The organism is Enterococcus sp. DIV1096b (genome assembly GCF_050498765.1).
Taxonomy (GTDB): Bacteria; Bacillota; Bacilli; order Lactobacillales; family Enterococcaceae; genus Enterococcus_D; species Enterococcus_D entomosocium.
The window spans coordinates 2,558,715-2,583,660 of sequence record NZ_JBMHEK010000001.1; the positions used below are offsets into that span (position 1 = coordinate 2,558,715).

At 45.2% G+C, this 24,946-nt stretch carries 18 protein-coding genes and 1 other annotated feature (1 of these 19 running past the window's edge); of the genes, 5 read left to right on the plus strand and 13 right to left on the minus strand.

The genetic code is table 11. The annotated features are described in order from the left end of the window. Positions 1 to 68: a binding site (T-box leader), on the plus strand; it begins 164 nt to the left of the window's first position. A 49-nt stretch (positions 69 to 117) separates the two neighbouring features. Then, a complete protein-coding gene (locus tag IGJ17_RS12090) occupies positions 118 to 957 on the plus strand; it encodes a MetQ/NlpA family ABC transporter substrate-binding protein (protein ID WP_429961444.1) in 840 nt (279 codons plus the stop codon). A gap of 138 nt (positions 958 to 1,095) precedes the next feature. Beyond that, positions 1,096 to 2,007 carry a LysR family transcriptional regulator gene (locus tag IGJ17_RS12095; protein ID WP_429961445.1) on the plus strand — a complete coding sequence of 304 codons (912 nt, stop codon included), beginning with the start codon at positions 1,096 to 1,098 and terminating at the stop codon, positions 2,005 to 2,007. A 137-nt stretch (positions 2,008 to 2,144) separates the two neighbouring features. On the opposite strand, the gene IGJ17_RS12100 is transcribed toward IGJ17_RS12095, so the two are convergent. From IGJ17_RS12100 to fdrA, 11 genes are all read right to left on the minus strand, one after another. Then, a complete protein-coding gene (locus tag IGJ17_RS12100; protein ID WP_016621448.1) occupies positions 2,145 to 3,893 on the minus strand; it encodes an ABC transporter ATP-binding protein in 1,749 nt (582 codons plus the stop codon). Beyond that, a complete protein-coding gene (locus IGJ17_RS12105; RefSeq protein WP_005234510.1) occupies positions 3,877 to 5,631 on the minus strand; it encodes an ABC transporter ATP-binding protein in 1,755 nt (584 codons plus the stop codon). The genes IGJ17_RS12100 and IGJ17_RS12105 overlap by 17 nt, the downstream gene beginning before the upstream one ends. Before the next feature lie 463 nt (positions 5,632 to 6,094). Beyond that, the gene (locus tag IGJ17_RS12110) at positions 6,095 to 7,738 is read right to left on the minus strand and encodes a peptide ABC transporter substrate-binding protein (RefSeq protein ID WP_429961446.1); all 1,644 of its coding nucleotides are present in this window, start codon (positions 7,736 to 7,738) and stop codon (positions 6,095 to 6,097) included. A gap of 28 nt (positions 7,739 to 7,766) precedes the next feature. Then, positions 7,767 to 8,477 (minus strand): gamma-glutamyl-gamma-aminobutyrate hydrolase family protein, encoded by a 711-nt coding sequence (locus IGJ17_RS12115; RefSeq protein ID WP_008379192.1) that lies wholly within the window; start codon positions 8,475 to 8,477, stop codon positions 7,767 to 7,769. A 292-nt stretch (positions 8,478 to 8,769) separates the two neighbouring features. Further along, positions 8,770 to 9,252, minus strand: coding sequence for a single-stranded DNA-binding protein (ssb, locus tag IGJ17_RS12120; protein WP_086332609.1), 483 nt, complete (start codon positions 9,250 to 9,252; stop codon positions 8,770 to 8,772). Between the two features lie 227 nt (positions 9,253 to 9,479). Then, complete coding sequence (gene allD / locus IGJ17_RS12125) at positions 9,480 to 10,541, minus strand: ureidoglycolate dehydrogenase (protein WP_086297667.1); 1,062 nt, start codon at positions 10,539 to 10,541, stop codon at positions 9,480 to 9,482. 48 nt (positions 10,542 to 10,589) lie between these two features. Further along, positions 10,590 to 11,807 (minus strand): dicarboxylate/amino acid:cation symporter, encoded by a 1,218-nt coding sequence (locus IGJ17_RS12130; RefSeq protein WP_429961447.1) that lies wholly within the window; start codon positions 11,805 to 11,807, stop codon positions 10,590 to 10,592. Positions 11,808 to 11,820: 13 nt separating this feature from the next. After that, on the minus strand, positions 11,821 to 12,753 hold the full coding sequence (gene arcC / locus IGJ17_RS12135) for a carbamate kinase (RefSeq protein WP_429961448.1): 933 nt from the start codon (positions 12,751 to 12,753) through the stop codon (positions 11,821 to 11,823). Continuing rightward, a complete protein-coding gene (locus tag IGJ17_RS12140; protein WP_008379204.1) occupies positions 12,750 to 14,000 on the minus strand; it encodes an MFS transporter in 1,251 nt (416 codons plus the stop codon). Before IGJ17_RS12140 ends, arcC begins: the two co-directional genes overlap by 4 nt. Positions 14,001 to 14,015: 15 nt before the next feature. Further along, positions 14,016 to 14,837 (minus strand): DUF2877 domain-containing protein, encoded by an 822-nt coding sequence (locus IGJ17_RS12145; protein ID WP_422705777.1) that lies wholly within the window; start codon positions 14,835 to 14,837, stop codon positions 14,016 to 14,018. Then, a complete protein-coding gene (gene fdrA / locus IGJ17_RS12150) occupies positions 14,827 to 17,835 on the minus strand; it encodes an acyl-CoA synthetase FdrA (RefSeq protein WP_429961449.1) in 3,009 nt (1,002 codons plus the stop codon). The genes IGJ17_RS12145 and fdrA overlap by 11 nt, the downstream gene beginning before the upstream one ends. A 116-nt stretch (positions 17,836 to 17,951) precedes the next feature. On the opposite strand from fdrA, the gene IGJ17_RS12155 reads away from it, so the two are divergent. The 3 genes from IGJ17_RS12155 to IGJ17_RS12165 all read left to right on the plus strand — a co-directional run bounded on the left by IGJ17_RS12155 (position 17,952) and on the right by IGJ17_RS12165 (position 21,673). Then, a complete protein-coding gene (locus tag IGJ17_RS12155; protein WP_005234492.1) occupies positions 17,952 to 19,529 on the plus strand; it encodes a PucR family transcriptional regulator in 1,578 nt (525 codons plus the stop codon). After that, on the plus strand, positions 19,526 to 20,323 hold the full coding sequence (locus IGJ17_RS12160; protein ID WP_429961450.1) for an alpha/beta hydrolase: 798 nt from the start codon (positions 19,526 to 19,528) through the stop codon (positions 20,321 to 20,323). The genes IGJ17_RS12155 and IGJ17_RS12160 overlap by 4 nt, the downstream gene beginning before the upstream one ends. 204 nt (positions 20,324 to 20,527) lie before the next feature. Beyond that, entirely contained in the window at positions 20,528 to 21,673 is a 1,146-nt protein-coding gene (locus tag IGJ17_RS12165) for a cation:proton antiporter (protein WP_005234488.1), read from the plus strand. A 157-nt stretch (positions 21,674 to 21,830) separates the two neighbouring features. Here IGJ17_RS12165 and abc-f read toward each other — a convergent pair whose 3' ends face one another. Together abc-f and IGJ17_RS12175 are read right to left on the minus strand one after the other, a co-directional pair. Further along, a complete protein-coding gene (abc-f, locus tag IGJ17_RS12170; RefSeq protein ID WP_429961451.1) occupies positions 21,831 to 23,300 on the minus strand; it encodes a ribosomal protection-like ABC-F family protein in 1,470 nt (489 codons plus the stop codon). A 359-nt stretch (positions 23,301 to 23,659) separates the two neighbouring features. Next, positions 23,660 to 24,928, minus strand: a complete 1,269-nt coding sequence (locus IGJ17_RS12175; protein ID WP_429961452.1) for a dicarboxylate/amino acid:cation symporter — start codon at positions 24,926 to 24,928, stop codon at positions 23,660 to 23,662. Positions 24,929 to 24,946: the final 18 nt, after the last annotated feature.

Sequence of the window (24,946 nt, forward strand, 5' to 3'; positions counted from 1 at the left end):
ACTGACTGAGGTTTTTTGTTTCAGCAAAAAACAAACGAAGGTGGTACCGCGAAATGATCGTCCTTCCCAAAGACTATTCTTTGGGAAGGCTTTTTTTATAAAAAAGGAGGAAAAGTTATGAAACGAAAGATTCGATTGGGTGTGGGCTTTGGTTTATTGTCCTTAGTTTTATTTGCCGGTTGTGGCAATCAAGAAGAAGTAACGGGAAATGCCGAGGAACAGCAGACAGAAATCAGATTGGGGACGACACCAGGGCCTTACAGCGAACTGTTTCTCAAAGGAATCAAACCGATTTTAGAAGAAGCTGGCTATACTGTGACGGATATTGGCTTTACTGGGGTCTTGGAAGCGGACATTGCATTGAACGATGGCGAGATCGACTTAAACGTCGATCAGCACACCGCCTATTTAGAAAACTTCAATGAAAACACGGATGCCGATTTAGAGGGTATCACACCGATTCCTACCGTTCCAGCCGGCTTGTATCCTGGCAGAAAGGACAGTTTAACAGCGATTGAAGCAAACGATACCATCGGGATCCCCAATGATCCGTCAAATAGTGCCCGGGCCCTGTTGCTGCTACAAAAAGCCGGCTGGATCGAGCTTGACTCCGAAGTGGCGCCCATTGACGCGACTTTGAGAAACATTACTAACAATCCTTATGACCTGGACATCGTCGAGATGGATTCTGCCCAAATCCCCCGCAGCTTAGCAGATTTAGACTATGCGGTGATTCCCGGCAGCATCGTTTACAGTGCTGGAATCGCTGCAGAGGAAAGCTTATTAAGTGAAGACATTTTGCAAGAGTATGAACTGGTGGCAACGGTAAAAAAAGCCAACAAAGATAGTGACTGGGCACAGGCAGTGGTGGCAGCTTATCATTCTGAAGCCTTTAAAGAACTGCTGGCAGAAGAGAATCAAACGGGTTATTGGTTTATTCCTGAAGAATTGCAATGACCGCTTCACAAGTAGCAATAAGCAGCAACTGTCGTCGTATTTTTTAAAGAAGCTTCTATTACTATAGAAGGAAAAGACATGACTACTATTGATTAGTGGACCATTCCCCGTCTGAATCTTTGTAAAGGAGGTCAAAAATTGAATATTCAACAAATGCGCATCGTGCAAGCGATCGCTGACCATGGAAGTTTTCGTGAAGCAGCCAAACGGCTGTATCTTTCGCAGCCAAGTCTTTCCCAAGCCGTGAAAGAGTTGGAAACAGAATTGGAGGTCCAGCTTTTCGAGCGTACGAATCAAGGCGCCCGCTTGACTGCCGAAGGCTCGGAATTTCTAGACCATGCCCAGCCGATCTTGAGTCAAGTGGCGCAGCTGCAAACGCGTTTTTCCAGCAAGCAAGCAGCGAGTCAAACCTTCGCTATCGCAAGCCAGCACTATGATTTCACGGCTGGAATTTTCAGTGAGCTGCTGCAGGAATTTCCCGACTGCCGCCAGTTTCGCTTATTAGAAACCACGACCTTAAAGGTGATCACGGACGTGCAACAATATCGAAGTGAATTTGGGATCCTTTATTTGAATGAGCAAAACCAAGCAGGATTGGAACGACTGCTGCAAGGCGCCCAATTGTCCTTCGAGGCGTTGGGACGGTTTCGCCCCCATGTCTTTTTGCGAGCAGCTCATCCCTTGACAGAAAAAAGGCAGCTTTCCTTAAGAGATCTCGCCCCTTATCCACAAGTACGCTTTTTGCAAGAAGATGAACGCTATTCGTTCTTCTCAGAAGATTTGATCGACTTCGCTCAAAGCCCTCAAGTGGTGCATGTCAGCGATCGAGGCACGATGGTCCAGCTATTACAACAGACGGATCTTTATGGAACCGGCTCGGGGATCGTTGCCCAACCAGAACGCCAAGGCTTGGCTTTTCTTCCTTTAATCGACGCGTCCGAGGGTGAGATCATCCTCATTAAAAAGAACGATCGCCCGTTATCAGTGATCGGCGATCGTTTCTTAGCAAAATTACGGCATCATCTTACAGCTTTTCCTAGTGATATATAAGCGAAGGCCTCCTCTTCCAACTCCCCATAGATGATTGGCTGCTCCTTCGCATTATATAAAAAATCCTTGAGCCACTTCCCATGCAGGAGGCTCAAGGATTTTCTTTTACGGTTAACATTGTCGGCAATCACCGCTGATTACAGCTGCTCTGCCTGCATTTGATACATTTGCTGATAGATTCCTTGCCCTTGGACAAGACTCGAATGGGTTCCCCGTTCCACGATCTTCCCTTGATCCAAGACCAAGATTTGATCTGCTTGTTTGATCGTTGACAAACGGTGAGCGATCATAAAGGTCGTCCGTCCTTTTTGCAAGATGGTCATCGCCTTTTGAATGATGGATTCTGTTTCAGTGTCCACATGGCTCGTCGCTTCATCCAGAATCAAGATTTTCGGATCAAACACCAATGCACGGGCAAAACTGATCAGCTGGCGTTCTCCACTAGAAAACTCATTGCCTTTTTCAACGACTGGATGATGGATGCCTTTTTCGTAGCGGCTCAAAAGGTAGTCAGCGCCGACTTGTTTCAAGGCATCGATAATCATCGCTTCGGTGATCGTTGGATCGTTCATTCCGATGTTGCTGGCGATCGTTCCAGTAAATAGATAGGGATCTTGCATGACGATCGCCATTGAATCTCTTAAACTATGACGATCAAAATCAGCGATCACTTGTCCATCCACAACGATTTTTCCGTGCTGCGGATCATAAAAACGGAACAACAGGTTCAAAATACTCGATTTTCCAGAACCAGTATGACCGACTAGAGCAATGGTCTCTCCTGCGGCAACGTCAAAGTTGATATCGTGCAAGATCGCTTGCTCAGGATCGTAGCCAAAGGTCACTTGTTGGAAAGAAACATCGCCATTCGTGACAGTCAGCTGCTCACTTTGTTGTTTTTCAACCGGCTGATCAGCAAACTCAAAGACCCGCTGTCCGGCAGCCAATGATTGCTGCACATTGGTGATGGTTTGGACAAGCCCCTCGATTGGATCATACAGACGGTTGATGTAATCAATAAAAGCATACAGCAAGCCTGCTGAGATCGCCAAGCGGCCATCAAGGAAAAAGGCAGCCAAGGTCGTGATCAAAATCAAGATCGTTGAATTTCGCAACAAATTGCCTAATCCCCAAGCGATACTTGAATCGAGTAAGAGGTATTTACGTCCGGTTTTGAACCATTTCTCTACTGTCTCATTAAATTCTTTCTGCAACTGATTTTCTCGTTGAAAGGCTTGGATGATCGCCATTCCTTGGACAAATTCATTTAACTGCCCACTGATTTGTGAGATGTATTCCCGCATTGCTAAATTGTAACGAGAGGCATATTTTGTGTAAAAATGCTGCCAGATTCCTAAAATCGGGATCAGGATCAGCATCGCTGCTCCTAAGGTGCGGTTTAAAAGAAATAATGCAATAAACGCACCAATGATTTGGATAATGTTGCTTAACAAATTACTGATCACGATCACGTAGAAATTAGACCGCAAGACTTCGGTGTCATTCGTGATCCGTGCGACGACCTTGCCGGCTGGAATCTGGTCAAAGTAAGAAACCGGTAATTTGTGCATATGGTCAAAAAGCTGATCCCGCATTTTTTTGACAATACTGTTGGACATTTTTCGCAATTGCAGCAAGCTGATATAACGAAAGAGAGAACCAATCAAATTGACCAGCAAATACCCAGCGAGTAATTGGATCAAAAGCATCGTGTTTAGGTTTCTGCTGTCAACCGCCGGTGTCATCACTCGGTCGATCAGCTGTTTGGCAATCAGTGGTGAAGTCAGTTCGAGCGCTGCTGCTAGCAACAGCAAGATCGCGCCCACGGTAAATTGTTTTTTATAATAGCTCAAATACGTGAGCAAACGCTTAATCGTTGAGAACACTTGTATCGTCCTCCTTTAACTGTTGATGGTAATACTGTTCTTGGTACCAGCCTGGCGTTTCGATCAACTCCTGATGGGTACCACGCTGAGTGATCCGTCCGTCTTCTAAGACGATGATTTGATCCGCTTCGGTGATGGCGGACAATCGATGGGTCACGATGATGGAGGTCGGTGCCTGCTTCATCGTTTTCAAATTCGTGATGATGGCTTGTTCCGTTTTGGCATCAACTGCCGAAAGGGCATCATCCAGTAAGAGGACTTCACTGTTTCGTAAAAACGCCCGTGCTAAGGACAAGCGTTGTTTTTGTCCACCAGACAGGGAAACGCCTTTCTCACCGACGACCGTTTCGAGCCCTTCTGGCATCCGCTTGATGTCTTCACTAAAGCAAGCGGCTTCCAGTGCTTCCCACAACACTTCTTCTGAAGCATCTGGCTGTCCGAATAGCAAGTTCTCGCGAATTGTTCGTGAAAACAAGGTATGTTCTTGCGGCACTTCTGCAAAGTGGTTGCGCACTGCTGTTGTTTGATAGGTCGTCAACGGCTGCTCGTTAATCAAGGGTACTTGATCAGAGTATGGATAGCGGTGACCGAATTGTCTTAGCAGCGTCGTTTTTCCGCTACCGGTCTTCCCAACGATCCCTAAGACTTCTCCACGAGTGATCGTCAAATCCAGTCCTTCTAACACATAACGAGCTGCTTGTGGGTATTGGAAATGGTATGCTTCAAAACGGATCGTATTGATGGCTTGCAGGTCGGCTTCACCAGGAGTTTCTAATTCATCACCCGTCTGCAGCACTTCATTGATCCGACGCCAAGATGCGGCACCTTGTTGCATCACATTCACAAGATCTCCTGCTGAGATCATCGGCCAAACGACCATTGTCAAGTACACTTGGAAAGAGACCATCGCACCGATGGTGATCGTTTGGTTGGCAACAAGAAACGCCCCGACACCAAAGCTCATCACAAAACTGATCGCTAAGATGATGGTAATCAGCGGCCCGAAACGGGAATCGATCTCAGAAACGATATTGTTTTTTGCTCTTGTTTCCAGTGTTTTCTTTTGAAACTGTTCAGTGGTGGCTCCTTCTAGTCCATAAGCTCGGACGACCCGAATGCCATCAATGATCTCCAACACTTCACTGTTCATCTCAGAAACAGAATTCTGCGCTTCCGTAAACGCCTTATCGACTTGCGAGCCCCATTTGAAAATATAATAGGCTAAAAGCGGCATTGGAATCAAGGCAATCAAGGTCAATAGCCAAGAAACCGTCCCAGCCATCATCGCCACGATAAAACTTAGATACAAACTAGTATTTAAGAAAACCATCAGTCCATACCCAACGGTCATCCCCATCACTTGGACATCGTCACTGGAACGAGTCATTAAATCGCCTGTTCGGAAACGATGGTAAAACGGCGCCCCCATTTTAAGAAAGTGGCTCATCAATTGTTCCCGCAATTGTTTTTGCAAATCGTAGGAACCAATAAATAAATTAAACGTCCAAACAAATTCGGCCAGATATCCTAACAAGATAGCTCCGGCAAAGAGGGTCACGTATTGGACCAGTACCGAATAATCAAAATTATCTTGGATCAGCGCATCAATGAATAAGCGCAAGATATAGATCGGTGCGACATACATCGCACTAGCAATCACCATAAAGACGAATACGAAGGTATAGCGCACCTTATGTTCTTTAAAATACGTTGTTAATTGTTTTAATACATACTTCATGTTTTATCCCTCACATTCTAAAAAAGCACACAAAAAAGCTCTGTCCCTTCGGAAAAAGGACAGAGCATAAACGTCGTTATTATAGACATTATCTGTACACTAATGGTTACCGAATGAGGGATTCACTTTATTCAATTTGGTTGTTTTTTTATCAAATACTTTTTGCATCGTAATCCCTCCTTCTCTTTTTATTTTGCTGACTACACCTAACACTTTACAGATAAGTTTCTGAGAATGCAACAACTTTTATTAATTTTCTTTAAAAAAGATTGACTTTTCTAAAAACACAGATGTGAAAACAGCCCTTTTTAACAACCTTTTTTTGAAAACGAATTCCTGTTTTACCCCAAGAGTTGCAACGATTTTGGCTAAAATAAAAAAACAGATGCCCTTCTCTTCAACAAACGCTGTTTGATCAGCACACTTGGTTGAAAAAAAGTTCCTCTGTTTTCTTACTACCTGTTTATTCTGTGACAGATGCTAGGCGATAGGATACTGTTCGTCCAAAAGTAAATACTTGCACCCCTTGCAAACGATCTGTTTTCAAATACGCCACCGCCCCTTGATATAACGGCAAAACGGCTGTATCTTCAACGATCAATTGTTTTTCCAGTTCTTTCAATAAGTCCCAACGGGCAGCTGGGTCGTTTGCTAAAGTCGTCCGTGCTTCTGCTAACCCTTGATCGTAACTTTCACTAGCATACCCAGACGTATTCAAGCCACCTGTTGAATCATAAAATTCTAAGAAGTTGATCGGGTCCGCGTAATCTGGTGTCCAAGTCCCAAAAACGAGATCAAATTCACCTTGGGATTGCAAGTCCAAACGGTTTTGTAAAGGAATCGACTTGGCATCGATGGTTAATCCCGGCAAATTGGTTTCTAACTGCCCTTGGACAAACTCGATGGTTTTCTTGGCTGCTGCTGTATCTGCTGACAACAGTTCCAAAGTGATTTCCTCTTGTCCCAACTCTTCTTTGGCTTGTGCCCAAAGCTCTTGTGCGGCTGTTAAATCGTACGGCAGTAAATCGCCATTTTCTTCACGAAAATCTTGGTCTGTTTCAGGATCTTTGGCAAAGTTGCTTGGCACAAAGCCGTTCAATGCAGTGGACCCATCACCTAAGATATTTTCGGCAAATGCCTCTTTGTCGATGGCTTGTAAAATTGCTTGACGTACTTTGACATTGCCTGTGACTTCTCGTTTTTGGTTGGCACTTAAATACCCCACCAGCGCCTTTGGCACATAGTTGGCTTGAGCTGAGTTTTGGTATTGCTGCGCGTAAGTATCCGTTAAGGTGGTGTAGTCCAGTTCTCCTGTTTCAAAAAGGCTGACACCAGTCGCCGTTTCCTTCACTACTTGCACGTCGATCTTGGTCAATTGGACATTCTCAGCATCCCAATAATCAGGATTTTTCGTTAACGTCCATGATTCGTTGGTCCCGTTCCACCCTTCGATCAAGAATGGGCCATTGCCGACAAAATTTTCCGCTGATAACCCATAATCGGCACCTTTTTCTTCAGCAAACGCTTGGTTTTTTGGCATAAAAGGTGTCCCGACCAAAATTTGATCCAGATACGAGATTGGACTTGCCAATGTCAGCTCTAACGTCTGCTGGTCCAATGCTTTTGCACCTAACTCACTCACCTCAACGTCCCCTTGACGCACTTGACTGCCATTTTTCAACACATCCATTTGATTACTGCTACTAGAACCATTCTCTGGATTAGCAACATATTGAAAGGCGTAGACAAAATCATCCGCAGTAACAGGATCGCCATTGCTCCATTTTGCATCACGAATGGTGAAGGTATAAACCAGTCCGTCTTCTGATACCGTAGGCTCTTCAGCGGCCATCGCAAGCTCAGGATCCCCCTCTTGATCCAGACGGTATAACCCTTCTGCCACTTGTCCGATCATATCGGAACTATTGACATCCGTGTATTGTCCGCTATCAAGGGTTGATAAGGCGCCAGCGGTTGACACTTGAATTTCTTGCGCAACGGCTCCTTGCTCCTCTTGCTGTCCAGAATCCGTCGTGGGGCTCGTGGTACTGCAGGCACTTAAAACCAATAATGTGAAAGCAGTGATACCCATCATTTTCTTTTTCATTTTTCTCCTCCTTGCGTGATCCTCTTTCTTACAATACGTCAACGACATACTTGAAAACCGCTTGTTCTTGTATAAGCGCATCATAGGCAAAATCAGGATGCCATTGAACCGCCAACAAGCGCTGACCCACGTGTTCAATGCCTTCAATGATGCCATCAGGACTCCAAGCTGTCTTTTGCAATGGACGAGCCAATCGATCCACCGCTTGATGATGAAAGGAATTAACCTTTGTTTTTTGACCGTAAACACGAGCCAACATGCTTTTTTCAGCCGTCACGATGGCATGGGTCGGCACTTCTTTCGGAATCGGCGCCTGCATATGAATGATCTCACTGAAGGTACTGATGTCTTGCTGCAGCGTGCCACCGAATGCCACGTTGACCAGCTGCATTCCCCGACAAACCGCAAAAATTGGTTTCTTTTGCAGCAGCGCTTCATCGATCAGCGCTAGTTCAAACTCATCCCGTGCCAACAAGCCGCTTCCAGTTGCCTGATGGGCCTCCTGCCCATAAAACTTGGGTGAAACATCTTGTCCACCAGCTAATACCAGTTTATCGATCTGTGAAACATAGTCCTTGGCTGCAGCTGGCTCACTGATTGGCACGAGCAATGGCAGTCCGCCCGCTTGCTGGATCGCTCGCACATACCCTAATGGTGTGTAGGCGATCGGCAAATGATGCAGCACATCGCCAGCATCTTGCACTTCATTCGCAGCGATCCCTATAATTGATTTGCCCATCGACATCCCTCCCTGATTAACGATTTTTTCAGAAAAAAGCGGTATCTAGCAGTTGAACAAGGCAAGCGCCGCACTTTTTCTCAAGATATGTTTCAACTATTCTAAACCAATCCGCACTTTTTGTGAAACACTATTTTCACTTTCGCGATCATTTATTACAATCACCATTCTATTTAACCCCTCTTTGATAAGCAATAAAGAACACCGCTAGTCAGATATAGTTGAATTTTGCCAATGCTTTCTTTACGTAAAAAAACATGCGAGAAGCCGTTGCTTTCCGCATGTTTCGTCATTAAAATAATCGATTGTCTTTTAAAAACTCCAGCATCTGTGTTTTTAGGGGATCTTTTTCATTACGGATCGACTTTGTTTGCGTCGTTTCATCAAGTGTCGATGGCCGCTTTTTAGGAAAAGGCGCCGCTGGTTCTTCTGCCAACTCTATGATTTGGAAGCTATCCACCACCACTTCTGCCGCACAAAGTCTCTGACCTTCTGGTGTTTCATAAGGACAGCCTTGCAAGTGTCCATTGATTTTGATACTTGCCCCTTTTTGAGTATACCGTAAAAAGGTCTCTGCCTGTTTTCCATGAATGACGCAAGCAAACCATTCATGGTGCACTTCTTCACTGTTTTGCCATTGAGACACAATGACAAGATCAAAACGTACGCCCTGATCGTCCGCCGCATCAAACGCTTCTTTACTAGGCATCTCTGCGATTTTCCCAGTAAGAACCACTTTATTCATTGCCACGTTGCATCCTCGCTTTTCTCTCATTTCTTGAGTGATCTTAACTTATGCGACCTATTCTACCACATTCCAAAAAACAAGCAATCAAAGGTCGAATGGCTTAAGAAATGCTTTGAACAAAATGAACCAACTCAAAGAATTCATCTGATCCTGCCAATAATGTGCGATTTTCTGACTGAAAACTTCTCTTTGCTCCAGACAGCAAAAAACAATTGGTTCAATCCCCCTATGAACCAACTGCCTTTTGCGGATTTTTATTTAGCAAAGGAATCTTGACTACCATAGCGATCAAAATGGAGGGTTTCGCTTTCGAGGTAGTCGATGATCGCTTTGGGGATCATGACCCCTTCTTGCTGGGCTTTTTCAAAGTGTATTTGGCTGATCTCTCCAGGATAGTAGACTTGTGATTGCCCTTCTACTGGCGGGATTGCATGCAGCTCAGTCACCATCTGATCGATGCTTTGCTTGAAGGTTTCGGTGTTGGTAAAACGAGATGGATCGATCACAAGAAGGAATTGTCCTAAGCGGCGTTTTTCCGTCAAGTCCGCATACATGGAGGTGACCTGTTTACCAAAAGCCAAGCCTAGCATCGAGCCAGCTAAAATATCCACCATCATCATCAAGCCATATCCTTTAGCACCAGCGATTGGCAATAATCCTTGGACAGCATAGGGATCGGTGGTAGGCAAGCCATGCTCGTCTACTGCCCAAGTATCGGGGATCTGCTGCTTCTTCGAGCGAGCATCCAAAATTTTGCCCCACGCTTGAACCGTCGTCGCCATATCAAAAACCACCGGTGGATGATTGGCTCGTGGTGCAGCAAACGCGATTGGATTGGTGCCAAAATAGTTTTCGGTCCCACCAAAAGGCACCGCCATCGGATCCGATTGACACATGGCGATCGCTACTAAGTCGGCTTCAGCAGCCTGTTTGACGTAATACGCCATCGTCCCGCTATGGCTGGTCTGCTCGATTCCTACTGCAGCGATCCCGGCTTCTTTTGCCAGATGAATGGCGATCGCCATCGCTTCATTGCACACATAATGCCCCATGCCGTTATCTCCGTGGAAAATTCCGGTAGCGGCGCCTGTTTTTTCAAAAGACATGTTTGGTTCCAGCGTGATGCCACCTTTTACTAAACGCTCGGCATAGTAGTCCATCCGCACGGCACCATGAGAATGGATCCCGCAAGCATCCGCAAAGGTCAAATGCGCCGCTGTTTCACTGGCAGCGGCTTCTGGCAAACCAGCAGCCAATAGTTTCTTTTTCATCAATGCTTCTAATTCCAGCAGAGAACGTCTGCTCATTTCTTCCATCTTTTCTCCTCCTTAGAAAAAGAGAAGCACGCTTGGCAACGGCTTCTCTTATTTATTAAACACGCGATAATCCAGTTCATCGGCTGACTTAGCGATCAGCAGCGCTGAATAGACGTCTGAGTTCACGTTCAAAATTGTCCTCAGCATGCCAACAAACCATTCGACACCAGCAAATAGCGCAATGCTTTCGATTGGTAAACCAAGCTGGGGAACGATGATTGCCAAGGAAACTAACCCCGCTCCGGGAACAACTGCATTGGCTAAAGAAACGAAAGTCGCAGTTACAGCTACCGTCTCCATTTGGATCCCGTCAAAGTTGATTTGATACATTTGGGCGATTGTCATGACGGTAATCGCCATATGCATCGCTGACCCATTGCTGTTCAAAGACATGCCCAATGGCAATACCAAATTGGTGATGCGGCTACTGAGTCCTAATTTGTTCTGGGATTCTTCCATAGCGATCGGCAGCGTGATGGCAGAGGAGGTCGTCGCCAATGCCATGACCGACATATTCTTCATATTTTTGATCAATCGTAACGGATTGATCCGACAATACACGGTCAATAAGACTAGCCACAGCCCAAGGAACGTGACGGTGGCTAGACCGTAGACGAGCAAATAGCTGCCTAATGGCAAAATGATCTGCAAGCCCAGGGAGCTGATCGTTGAAGCGATCAAAGCAAAAATACCGATTGGTGCCACGATCATCACGTAACGAATGATAGCGATGACAACCTCATTTAGATCCACGATCAGCCCATAAAGAGATGACTCAGGTTTCTTTTGCATAAAGCGATTGAGAGCAACACCAAAGAACAACCCAAAAACGATGATTTGAACAATTGACCCTTTACTCAACGCATCGAAAATATTCGTGGGAATAAAGTTGATCACAGTCTCTGATATAGAAATTTCTTGTGCTTGCAGAGGTTCGCCGGCAGCTTGTGAAAAGTCGATCCCTTTGCCTGGAGCAAAGAAGAGCGCCATCAGCACGCCCCATGCAGCAGCGAATAAGGAGGAAATCCCAAAGACAGCGATCGTTTTTCCACCCAAACGAGTGAGTTCTTTCGGGGCAATCCCCCCAACTGCTTGAATGATTTGGCCAACGATCAATAATGGGATCGCCATTTGCATCAGGCGCAAGAAAAGATCGCCCAAAATTTTTAGGAACGAAGCGGCTTGCCCAAAGAACAAACCGCAAAGAATCCCTAGAAGAACGGCAATAACGATCTGCGTCACCATCGGTAGTTTTTTTGCTTTCACTTTGATCCCCTCTTTATTTTCGAAGTATGGTTCCTGTATGCTGATCCAGTTCAGCTAACTTTTCGATTGAGGTAATAATCGCGGTTCTGGCTGCATCTTCTTCAACAAAATCAATCGCAGCTTCTATTTTTGGCAACATACTGCCCGCTGCAAAATGGCCTTCCTCGATGTAGCCCTTGGCTTGTGCCACACTGATTTCCCCTAAGGCTTGCTGATTCGGCTGGTTGTAATTGATGTAGATATTGTCGACACCAGTCAAAATGATTAGGCGATCGGCCTGCACGTCTTTTGCTAAGACACTAGCGGTAAAGTCCTTGTCGTTGACGGCTTCCACGCCAGTAAACCCATTGTCGTTGCGAACGACAGGTACGCCACCACCACCGGCGCAAATCGTGATCACACCAGTATCGACCAATGTTTTGATGGCTTCTTTTTCAACGATTTCTTGCGGTTTCGGCGATGGAACCACTTTCCGGTAACCACGCCCAGCATCTTCTTGATATACCCCGCCATTGGCTGCCATCGCAGCATTGGCTTCCTCTTCACTATAAAAAGGTCCGACTGGTTTGGAAGGTTTCTCAAACGATGGATCTGCTGGATCGACACGAACTTGGGTGACTAATGAGATCACCGATGGATGTGCTTGTCGTGTGGCAAACTCATTGATCAAGGCATTTTGCAGCCAATAACCGATACTTCCTTGGGTCATTGCCACGCAGCTGTCTAATTTCAATTGGGGATTTTTTTCACTTTCCCCGGCTTTTTGCTGCAACAGTAAGTTGCCGACTTGTGGTCCATTGCCGTGACAAACAATGACTTTTTCCCCTTTTTCGACAAAATCGGCAATATAACGTGCTGCTTGCGCAACAACTGCTTTTTGTCCTTCATCACTAGGGTCTTTATCTAAAATAGCATTGCCGCCTAACGCGATCACATTCAAACTCATTTTATGCTCTCCTTCTGATTTTCCTTTGCTAATACGGCAAAAACACCTAATCCGATCAGCAGTAATAGACAAGACAGGTAAAACCCGACCTGCATCGATCCTAAAGAATCGGCTAAAAAGCCAGTAACATAAGGTGCTAAGATCGACCCCGACATCCCGATAAAGTTATAGGCACTCAAGGTCGTTCCTAAGGCGCCTTTTGGTGCGTTTTTCGTCACAAAGGTCACGACGATTGGATCAAGCGCCAGCTTGCCAGTCAATCCATACAAAATCAAAACAGTGATCAATAAGGTACGATCCGTTACAAAGGCAATGGCAAATACGGAAAGGGTCGCCAATGGGACCAATAAATAGACTAATTTTTTCGTCGCGCCAGTTTTATCATTCAATCGAGCAAAAATCAACGCACCTGGAATCGATGCCCATGGGACTAAGGAAGCAATAAAGCCGACACTCGCCCCTTCAAAGCCACGCTCGGCAATCAAGAATTGCGGCAGCCAAGTTATAATCACAAAGTTTGCATAAATGCTGGTAAAGCATAGAACAAAGGCTGCCACGAGATTGCGGTTTGAAAAAATCTGCTTCAAGGAAATCTTTTCTTTTGGCCCCTCTTCTTTTATTTCTTGTCCTTCATCTTCTGGACGAATCACTTTTTCTTTCAAAACAAAATAGAACAAGACACCGACAATCAAGGTCGGAAACGCCATTAGGAAGAAGGGTTGGCTCCAATGGCCCCCGTTATCCAAGACCAATTTACTAGAAAGCAAGTACCCGCCAGACGTTCCAAACGCCATCCCACTGTTGATAATGGCATTTCCGACGGTCCGTTTGTTGTCGGGAATCGCTTCGGTAGACAATGCGTATTGCGGACCGTAATAGGCACCTTGACCAATCCCTGCAATGGCACGAATCACTAAGAACAAAACGAAGCTTGTGGCTAGCCCACTGAAGTACGTAGTCACCGCCAATAAAACAAAACCTAGGGCGATCACCAATTTGCGACCGATTTTGTCGCCGATGATGCCAAAAGGAATTTGCGCAACGGCATATGTCAAAAAGAAAATACTATTGGCAAGTCCTAGTTGTGTGTTGCTTAAATTGAATTCTTCTCCGATCACACCCATGATTGGATTGAAGATCGTCCGTGTGGCGTACATTAAAATCCAGCCGACAAAGAAAATAGCAACGACTTTTTTCCAGTAAGAATTGCTTACTTTGACCGCATCTTTCTGGTTACTGATTTCCATGATTTCTCCCCATTTCTATTCTTTTTCCTCAAGTGACAATGACTCCAACGCTAACAACAACCCAAAACTAAGATCTTTGCCTGACGAATGACCAACGGACATCAACTGCTGCACATCTTTTTCAATCACTTGTGGGTTTTGCTTTTTTAAGTCTTTGAATAATTGCAGCATCAGAGAATTGACATACCCTTGACTGGCACTTTGAATATAAGCAAGGCTGACATCCGTCGTAGACAGCGGTTTTGCCAATGCTTGCGCTAACGCGTCAGCTTCCGGCTGCTGCAAGGCATAGAGCATCGCTTGATAGGCAACTAAAAGATCATCGCCGCTAGGTGTCAATCCTTTGCCGCGGCCAATCAGGTGAGCAATGATTGGTTCCCAATCTGAGACAGGCTGCCGCAATGCCGCAAACACTGCTTGGGTTTTCTCATCTTCGGGCAACCCAATCTTGGTTTCTAGTTTTTGTTGAAGCAGGATTTCTTTCAAAAGCTGCAATTCCGCAGAGGTGAAGGATAGCTCCTTCACCTGCAGCGAAACCAATTCTTTTTCCTCTAATGAAAGAGAAAATGTTCCTTTTGTGCTGTAAAAAATCAGACCATGCTCTCGGACTTGCACGCGATTGCCGACCTCGATCAAAGGCAGGACTTGCTCAAACAATGCATTGGGTAAAAAGACTCCGAAGCCAGTCAAATAGTTGCGATAGTTGTTGATATTGACCAGCTGCTGCCCGATCATCACATTGAATGAACGATCAAACACGCTATGCACCCGACCGGTACGACCGAATCGTTGCAATGGGTCTAGATAATCACTGATTTTGATTTTCTCAGTCAACATCGATCCCCAGATCCTTCGCATAAGCCGTCAAGGCATTTTCAAAACAGCCTAACGGTGCACGCACCGTCCCTGCACCGACTTGACCGACACCTGCTTCTTTATGGGCGATCCCAGTATTGATGATTGGGGTGATGCCTGTTTCAACGACTTTCCGGATGTCGATCCCCAAACAAGTCCCCTGGAAGTCCCATGTTGGGATCGAGAAGGTCGGATTATGACCGAAACAGATTTTTGCCATTTCATTGGAAGTTTCTAGCGCATCTTCAAAGCCACCAGCGCCGACAAAGCGTGTTACACCTGGAGCGGCTACCATCGCCATTGCTCCGACACCGACGGTTTCAGTAATGGCACTGTCCCCAATATCAGGATTGCCATCTGCTTCGGTAAACCCAGTAAAGTACAAACCTTTCGGCGTATTGACTGGTGCAGTATGCCATTGGTCTTCTGTTTGGGCGACACGAACCCCAAAATTGACGCCGTTTCTCGTCATGGTGGTCACGATCGTTCCTTTGGCATCGACACGGGCACCGTCAACGATGGCTTTGCCGGTTGCCATCATGATATTCAAGAAGAACTGATCGGTATCTGCTAAGAACTTGATCACTTCATATTTTTGCTTTTCATCGATTTCTGTTTGGATGATCAACGGCGCGATCTCTTTCAAGAAGTTCAATGATGCTGCAATATTTCGTTGATGGAATTCATCCCCCATTGTGATCGACCGGGCAATCAATACATTCAAATTGATGCCTTCTTCAGTTAGTTTTAATGCCTTGGCAATGGTTGGTCCTAAGACGTCTTTGATCCAATCCAAACGATCGATGACTTCTTGTGAATAAGCACCGAATCGCAAGACTTTACCGATCCCTTCGTTCAAAATACAGTAGGCTTTGTTGCCGACAAGGCGGTTTTCAACCACAAAGACAGGCATATTCCCTGAAGTGATCCCGCCCATTGGACCGACTGCCTGGACATGGTGACATGGCATAAAGCGGACTTCCCCACTTTCTAGTAGGCGGCGGGCTTCGTCTTCATCCTTCGCCCAGCGTTCAAACAAGGCAGCGCCGATACAAGATCCTTGCATCGGTCCCGTCATTTCCGACCATTGGATCGGCGGTCCTGCATGCAGCAAGGTTTTCTGACTTTCGTTTAATTCAGCGATCACTGATTTAGCCGGAACGACATCGATCAAGAATGGTTGGGCATTTTTGATTTTATCCGTCACTGCTTGGTTTTCAGTTGTGATTTTTTCGTCAAATTCTTCTAACGCGTCTAAAATACGGATCATTTTCTTGTTGCCGTTAGCACGAGGACGCCAGTTGAATTGTTCTGTTTTCCCGCCATATTGCAGGATCGATTCATTGAAGCTTTGCAAGCCAACATTGATGATCCGTGGTTTGGTGGTCAACAACTCCATTACTTTCTCGCTGACTGTCGGCACCTCAACCTTGCTACCAGTATAGTCATTGACTGTTTTGTCTGCTTCAGAAAGAGTCGCCCCTTTTAAAGCTAGGGCTAATTGCACTGCTTGAGCATTGCTTGGTGCCACATAGACACCAGCTGCTTTCAAACGGTTGACTGCTTCTTGGTAGTTTTGCGGATCTTTTCCAGTTCCGCAGACGGTAGCAACAAAGTACAACGCTCGATCAGCTGCTTGGGCTGTTTGCTGTGCAGCTTCGATAGCTGGTAACAAAGCTCCTACCATATCTGTATGCGCGCCGTAACCTAGCACCACATCAAATAAAATGACCCCGGTTTGCTCATCTTGCGCATAGTCTTCGATTTTTTTGATGCGCACTTCAGGATCGATCATTGGATGCGGTTTGCCTTGGGTATAGATATCATCACCAAGGTCGATCACATCGTAGCCGTGGGAATGTAAGATATAGCCTTCTTGTTTTACAAGGCCTTCTAAATTCAAGGCTTCGGAGATCAGCATTCCTGCTTCGGCAGCTAATGTACCGCCAGAATAAAGACCTTTGACCACTTTATCTTCAGCGAGTTTGGGCACATCTGGGGATTTCACGCGTTCAAAATAGTTCGCTTTGACGGGTTCTTCATTGGCAAGATCAACAGCGATGCGCGCTGTTTCTTCCAGCGTATGTGCCAAATAGACTTTTCCTTCATGGGCTTCTGGTTTTTCTCCTAAGAAAATCGCTACCACAGGTTTGCTGATACTTTGCAGCAATTGAACGACTTCATCCCGCACTTCTTTTGCAGGTGGTTTCGAGATCACGCAAATCACATCTGTCGGTTCATGATTTTCTAAAGCAACGATGGCATCTTTGACAGTGATCGCCCCAATTTTGTCGCTTAAGTCACGTCCGCCGGTCCCGATGGCATGAACGACACCACCGCCTAATCGGTCAATGATCGTCGTCACTTCTTGAATCCCCGTACCAGAGGCACCAACGACGCCGATGTTTCCTGGTGCCACGACATTCGTGAAGGCAATCGGAATGCTAGAAATAATACCAGTCCCACAGTCAGGCCCCATCATCAATAAGCCTTTTTCATGAGCCAGCTTTTTCAAACGCACTTCATCTTCGATAGCGACATTGTCCGTAAACGAGAAAACATGCAAGTCATTTTTTAGCGCTTTTTCCATCTCGGCTGCGCCATATTCCCCAGGAATACTAAATAATGCAACATTGGCATCTGGCATTGCGCTCAAGGCTTCTTGCCATGAAGCCGCCGCTGGCGTTTCTTTGCCTTGATCTTTTGCTGAAAGATCAGCTAAAAATGAATCGATCGCTGGCATTACTTGATCCATGATCTGTTCGTTTTGGCTATCGACCACGATCATCATATCGTTGGGTGAAGCACCTTCTGCCTCTTTAGAAAGCAATCCAGTGTTATTTAATATGTCTTTGTTTGCATCCGTCCCCATCATGATTTGACTCATTTCGACATCGCCTAGATCATTGATCGTATTCGTCAGCAGCATTAAGTTAATGGAATCTTGGTAGTTATTCTTTAAGATTACTGTGTGCAGCATTTGTTCTCCTCCTTTTCTTATACTCTCATTCTAACGAGCCTTGTTTGCGTTTTCATTGGATAAAGTTCTAAAAAAATGCTATACTTTTTATCCAAAAGAGAAAAAAGGAGCATTTTATGAAATTAAAAGAATTGGTTGAACTGCCGCTTTTTGAAAAAAGTAAAGTCCTGACTGGCTCCATTGGTTTAACAAATTCCGTTGGTTCCGTTATGGTGTTGGAAGCGATGGATATCGAAAAATGGAGCAAAGCCCATCAATTGATTTTGACTTCTTTTTATGCCTTTAAAGACCAATCCCCTGAGGAACTGCGTGTTTTTTTTGAAAAAATGCAGCAAATCGGTGTCAGCGGTTTAGTGATCAAAGTGGATCGCTTGATCCCTATGATCCCAGATTGGGTGATCGAGCTTAGCTTTGCTTATCAGATCCCTTTGATCAAAGTGCAGCAAGAAGTCAGCTATGAAGCCATCATGCTAGCGGTTTACGAACCATTGCTAAATCACCAAACCCAGCTGCTGCGTACCTATTACGAAGTTCGCCAGCGCTTCATGAAAGTTGAGCGCAACCACTCTTCTTTCGATCAGATCATGCAGGAGTTCTATCAATTGATCGAAAAGCCTTGTTCGTTGCGCATCCCCCATTTAGATGTGCATGTGTCCGTCGGTCAATCCTTTAAGAATTTCGTGGTGACCAAACAAGAACCCATGAAAACCATCGAGTTTACCAAGAACCACTACGAATATTTGGAATTATTTTCTCATGAGAACAATCAATATGTGACTGCCATAAAAGTAGAGATCATCAATCCTTACAATGATCTGTGTACCTTGATCGTTTATCAGAAAGATTCGCAGATCCCTGAGGCAAAAGTCATGATCATTGAAAATGTGATCGACGTCATTTATGAACGCCTCCAAATGGCGTATTTGTTGAAGAAAGAGCGCTACAATCGCATGAACAATCTTGCCGATGCGATCTTACAAAACACTCCTAGTAATTTGGCTGAGCTGGATCTTTTGTTAGAAGAAGCGCAACTGGATCGCTACGATTTCTACCAAGGCATTGCCTTTGCTTCCAACAGCTTTAAAGATAAGGAGCGTAAGTCCGTCGTTTTGCACAAGCTACGGGCGTTGAAAACACCCCACGTCTTTTTTGAACACCACAATTATTTGGTGATCCTTTATAATTTCCAAACAGTCGCCCATCAGGTGACGAAACAGATGCTGCAAACACATTTTGATGATGCCCTGTTAGCCGATGAACATGGCTGCTTGGTGGTCAGCGAAGTCTTGCGCAAGGAACAGATCAAAGAGATCCTGCCAGAGTGTTTGGATGCGATCCGCTTCAATCGGCAGTTTTATTTGGCGCCGATCATTGCCTATAGCGACTTAGGTATCTTTAGTTCCTTTATCAAGGAGAACCAACTGGAAAAGCTGCAGCAAAGCATTCCCCCGAAGCTGTATCAACTCTCGGAAGAAAATGAAGAGCTGTTCAAAACGCTGTATACCTTTTTTATCACGAATCGCAATTACAAAAATACGGCTGAAACCTTGTTTCTTCATGCCAAAACGATTCGTTATCGGCTAAGCAAAATCGAACAGCTACTAGAGATCGATCTGACAAGTCCGATCCAATTAGTCAATTACGAGATCGGCACCTATTTATTAGAGCTTCAGAAAAGGAGTCAAGCAAAATGAAAAAAGAATGGCAATTGACCACCGGTGCTTCGGTGTCCCTTTATCCTGCTTCGGAGAAATACGTGATTTACTTTCACGGCGGCGGTTTTGTTTATGGAACCCGTCAAGACATTCCCGCATCACTGATCGCACTATTTCAAGAGCAGCAATACAGCGTCCTCACAGTCGATTATTTACTGGCGCCCAATTCCTCGTTAGCGGAGATTTTGGCGCTGAACTGGCAAAATTTTCAAGAATTGCAAGCAACTGTGCTTAAAGATAATTCGTTTTGTTTCTGCGGACGCTCAGCTGGCGGTTATTTGATGCTGGCGCTGACCCAGCAATTACTGAAGGAACAACAGAGATTGCCTGAAAAACTAGTCAATTTTTATGGGTATACCGATCTTTCTTTTATTGAAAACAAACGAGTCTTGCAGCAGCCGCTCTTAAGCAAAGAGCAAGTCCCTTCTTTGGATCAAACCGAGATCGTTTGGGATGATCCGCAGTTTCAGCGCTATTTGCCTTATGTTTATTGGGTTCAACAGCAAGAACTCACCACGATCTATGGTCTAACAGCTGAAGCTCTTTCTGACTATGCCATTGATCCTGAGCTGCTTGCTCAATTTCCTCCAATTTTCAGCAGTGCCAGCAGTACCGATGAGGAAGTTCCTTTTCGTTACAGCAAAGGCTTGAAGAAAGTGCCTAAAAGCAAATTTGTCCCTGTCTATGATTTGCCCCACGACTTTTTGAAAAACGTCGAGGAGCCGCAAGTCCAAATGGTGTTTCAGCAGCTCGCCCGTTGGCTCAAACAATAATTTGATACAAGTAAAGTGAAAATAATGTTTTTTTATTTCGACGAGTGCACAAAAAAACTCTGATTGCCTTCGCTTCCTCCTTATCTCAAAAAACGTGTGGTTTAATGAAACTCTTTTAATAAAAAAAGGCTTGATACAGGCTCAATTCAAGAGAGAATGCTATACTAAAGGGGAGTATGTTATAGGAAAGAAGGATGAGGTTTTATGCATTTTGTCGGGATTTTGTGTTTGATCCTAATCACGACGACCCTCTTCTCGCATCTGGCGAGACGGATGGGCGTTCCTGCTGTTATCGGGCAGTTGTTAGCGGGGGTTTTATTAGGAGGCGCAGGACTCAATTGGGTCCATCCAGATATTCTGGTTCATGATTTTTCAGAGATTGGTGTTATTTTGCTGATGTTTTTAGCGGGATTGGAAAGTGATATTTCTTTATTGAAACGCTATTTTCGTCCAGGGATGCTCGTTGCCCTTTTGGGGATCGTGTTCCCTATGCTCTTCGGGTATGCCACGGGGGTCGGTTTTCAAAGCAGTCCCACAGAAGCGTTCTTTTTCGGGATCGTATTAGCTGCCACCTCAGTCAGTATTTCTGTCGAAGTATTGAAAGAGTTGAATGTGGTGAATACGAAAGAAGGGTCGACGATTCTTGGTGCTTCCGTCGTGGATGATATTTTGGTCGTGTTGGTTTTGAGTCTTAGCCTTTCCTTTTTAGGCGGCGAAAGCAGCCAAGCAACACCACTGCCGGTCACCTTATTGGTAGAATTGATTTATTTTGTGTTGATTTTTCTATTAGTGAAATGGATTGCTCCGTTCTTATTGGCACTTGCAGAAAAGCTATTTGCAAATTCCGCGGTGATCATCATGTCACTGATCATCTGCTTAGGAATGGCGTATCTTGCTGACCTCGTTGGGTTAAGCTCGGTCATTGGTGCCTTCTTCGCAGGGATCGCTGTCAGTCAAACGAAGGTTCGTGAGGAAGTGGAACACAGTGTCGAAGCATTAGGTTACGCCGTCTTCATTCCGGTGTTCTTTGTCAGCGTTGGCTTAGAAGTTGATTTTTCCCGCTTAAATGAGCAATTATTCTTTATTCTTGCCTTTACCGTGGTCGCGATCATGACCAAATTGGTCGGTGGCTATGTCGGGGCGAAAATCGCGAAATTCTCAAACAACAGTGCTTGGATGGTGGGAGCTGGAATGATTTCCCGAGGTGAAATGGCATTGATCATTTTGCAGATTGGTCAACAAAACCAATTGATCTCATCCGCATTGTATTCCCCTTTGGTGATCGTTGTCTTGTTGAGTACCTTGATCTCTCCCCTGATCTTAAAATACTTTACGAAAAAGATTTATTAAGCGATGTAGCAACAGCGAGGCGATACCGATGATTGCAAAAAAAAACAGCGCGGGTTTTGTAGTGACCGCTCAACGGCCGATTGTTGAGCGAACGTTGGGCGGTCGCTTCCTTTCCCGCGCTGTTTTTCTCTATACAGGTATAAAAGCGACAATGCTGCTAGTTACTGGAAACCAATGTTAATTTTCCATGATCGATTTGATACACATCATCCGCGACGGCATCGATAAACGCTTGATCGTGAGATGTGAACAAAACGATGCCTCGATAGCTGCGAATCAATTGTTCCAAGACGGCGATTGTCGGTAGATCAATAAAGTTCGTCGGTTCATCAAGTATCAAGACATTGGCAGATTGAGTAAAGATGCGTGCGAGCTCGACCCGTGTCGCTTCCCCGCCGCTTAGCACATTGACTGGCTTCATCACGTCAATCTGGCTAAATCCCAGATTGTGTAAAATACTGCGGACCAGTGGTTCCTGATAGTCTGTTTGAGCCATCAATTCCGTCAAAAGCGGTGTGGTGCTGTTTTTTCGATAGCCCATTTGCTCGTAGACCGCAAAGACGATTTTCGGTGATACATAGATTCCCTCTCCACCTGCGATGATTTCTTTTAGTAAAGTCGACTTCCCCGAACCGTTCGGACCCACGATAGCGATTTTCTTCCCGGCAGCAAACTGGAAACTGCTGCTGTCTAGCAAACGTTTCGCCCCTCTTTGAATGGTTACTTGCTCCCCACGAATCGGTCGTTTATTATGCAGCTCCACTGCAGGGACTACTGGAAAACGAATCACCTGCTGCCGGGCAACACCCTTCACTTCTTCCAACTGATCCAAGCGGCTTTCCATGGCTTTGACTGTTTTTTGCAATGACTTTTGCACCGTGTCTTTTTGTTTTGATGACGACAAACGGTCTGGTCGGATGTTCTGCTGCCGCTTTTTTTCAGAAATACGACTGCTCTTGATCGCTTGTTCTTTTTTCTTTTGGATTGCTTGGGTCAACTGCTGTTTTTGTTGCTGATACTGCGCAGCCTCCCAGGCAACACGCTGTGCCGCTTGCTCTTTTTGCTGTCGGTAACTGTCATAATTGCCAGAATACTCGGTGACTTTGCCTTGATCGACTTCCCAGATTTTCGTTGCTAGCTGATTCAATAGATACCGATCATGACTGACCACGATCAGGGTACCATAATAATACTGCAATTCCTCAATCAAGACTTGAATTCCTTGCTGGTCTAAATGGGTCGTTGGCTCATCGAGCAAAAGTCCTAACTGATAGGAAGATAACGTTTGTGCCAACCGGTATTTGGTCTCCTCCCCGCCGCTTAGTGTCGCCAATTCATTTGTTGGGATCGAAAAACGACCAAACAGCGCCCAGTCAAGGGCCTCCGTCTTTTCAGTCACCTCAGCGATTTGTGGGAAATAGTGAAACGAATTTTCTCTTTGGATCGTTCCTGAATCAGGATCGATCACTCCCGCAATCAATTTTAGCAAGGTAGACTTGCCTTGCCCGTTTGCGCCCACGATCCCGATACGATCCGTTTGATAGGCACTCAGTTCTTCAATGTTCAGTACTTCTTTGGCCCCATAATTTTTGATTAGATTGTTTATTTTTACACTTAATTGTTCCATCAGTCTGTCCTTCCCGTCTAGGAAAACGCAAGCACAAAAAAAGGGCATAGCCTACCGCTATACCCTGATTTTAATAAGAAATTGGAAAAAAGAGGACACTCATCCCTTGAAATCACGATTGCCTAGACTTTTGAAATAGATTTAAGTTAGCTATTCAAAAGGTCAATCCACAATTTCATCGATGCTGTCATGTTTTTTCCTCCTCTTTTTGTCGTAGTTGTCTGTTGAATGACAAGCGGAAAATCAGCCGCTACTGTTTACCGTTTACGGTATTTCAGGAAGCTTCTTTAGTCTATCAACGAATCAATCGTAGCACGTTTTCAAAAAAGAGTAAAGTTTCATCACAAGAATGATTGGTCTTATACGCCATCGGTGATTTTTTCTGCTAATTTGACCTGGGCTTTTTCACCATTGAAGACTGCACGATCCAGTTCTCCTTCATCATGAGCAACGATCAACGCCACCGTGACGTCAGGGTCAACATTCAAGAGGGTCCGAAACATCCCAGAAAACCAATCGATCCCTGCCAGTAAGGCGATGCTTTCATTAGGTAGTCCTAACATAGGTAAAACCGTAGCCAGTGTGACTAATCCGCCGCCTGGAACGACGATCGTTCCCAAGCATGCCAACGAGGACAACAAGACCACTTGCAAAAGATCCCCCCAGCTCAATTGGATCTGGTACGCCTGAGCAACGGTTACGATTGTCAGGGCTAAAAATAAGGAGAGCCCATTGCTATTTAAGGTCATGCCTAAAGGCATCACGAGCTTATTGATTCGATCACTGATCCCAAATCGTTCTTTGCCATCTTCGATTTGAAACGGCAATGAAACAGCAGAAGAGGTGGTCGTAAAGGAAACCACCGATAGACGCCACATATTCTTTATCAAACGAAACAAGGAAACTTTGCAATAGAGCGACGTCAAGAGAAACCAAAGAAACAAAAAGAGCAAAGATGCCGCTGCTAACGTCAATAAAAAACTGGCTAACATTCCCAACACACGAATGCCGGTATCTTCTACCAAGGAAGCAACAAGGCCGAAAATCCCGATCGGCGCCAACTTCATGATCATGCTGACCATTTTTAACAAAATATGATTAAAACTACCGATCATATCTAGAAACAGCTGATTCTTTTTTTCATGCTTGATTAAGCTCAAGGCAAGGCCAAAGAAGAGCGAAAAAATAATCACTTGGATCATATTCTGCTCCACCATGGCTTGAATAATGTTCAGTGGAACAAAGTTCAAGATGACTTCTTCTATGCTGCTGGTACTTAATGCAGTTTCTGTACTTTGCAGCAGCGACTGGTCAAGGCCTGCGCCGGGCTTGAGGATCAAGGCGAACAAGAGACCGAAAATAGCGGCGACGAGGGTCGAACCGGTAAACCAGAGGAAGACTTTCCCGCCGATCCCACCTAATTCTTTTGGATCAAGTCCCCCCACCGCTTCAATCACCGAGCCCATGACCAACACGACCACAGACATTTGAATCAGTCGCAAGAAGAAGTCCCCGACTAGCTGCATTTGATCACCTAAACCGGGAAAGGAAACGCCCCAAAAAATCCCCAATACCGTTGCAATCATGATTTGGTTGGTCAAACTGATTTTTAAGGATCGTTTTTTCATCTGTTGGTCCTCACTTTT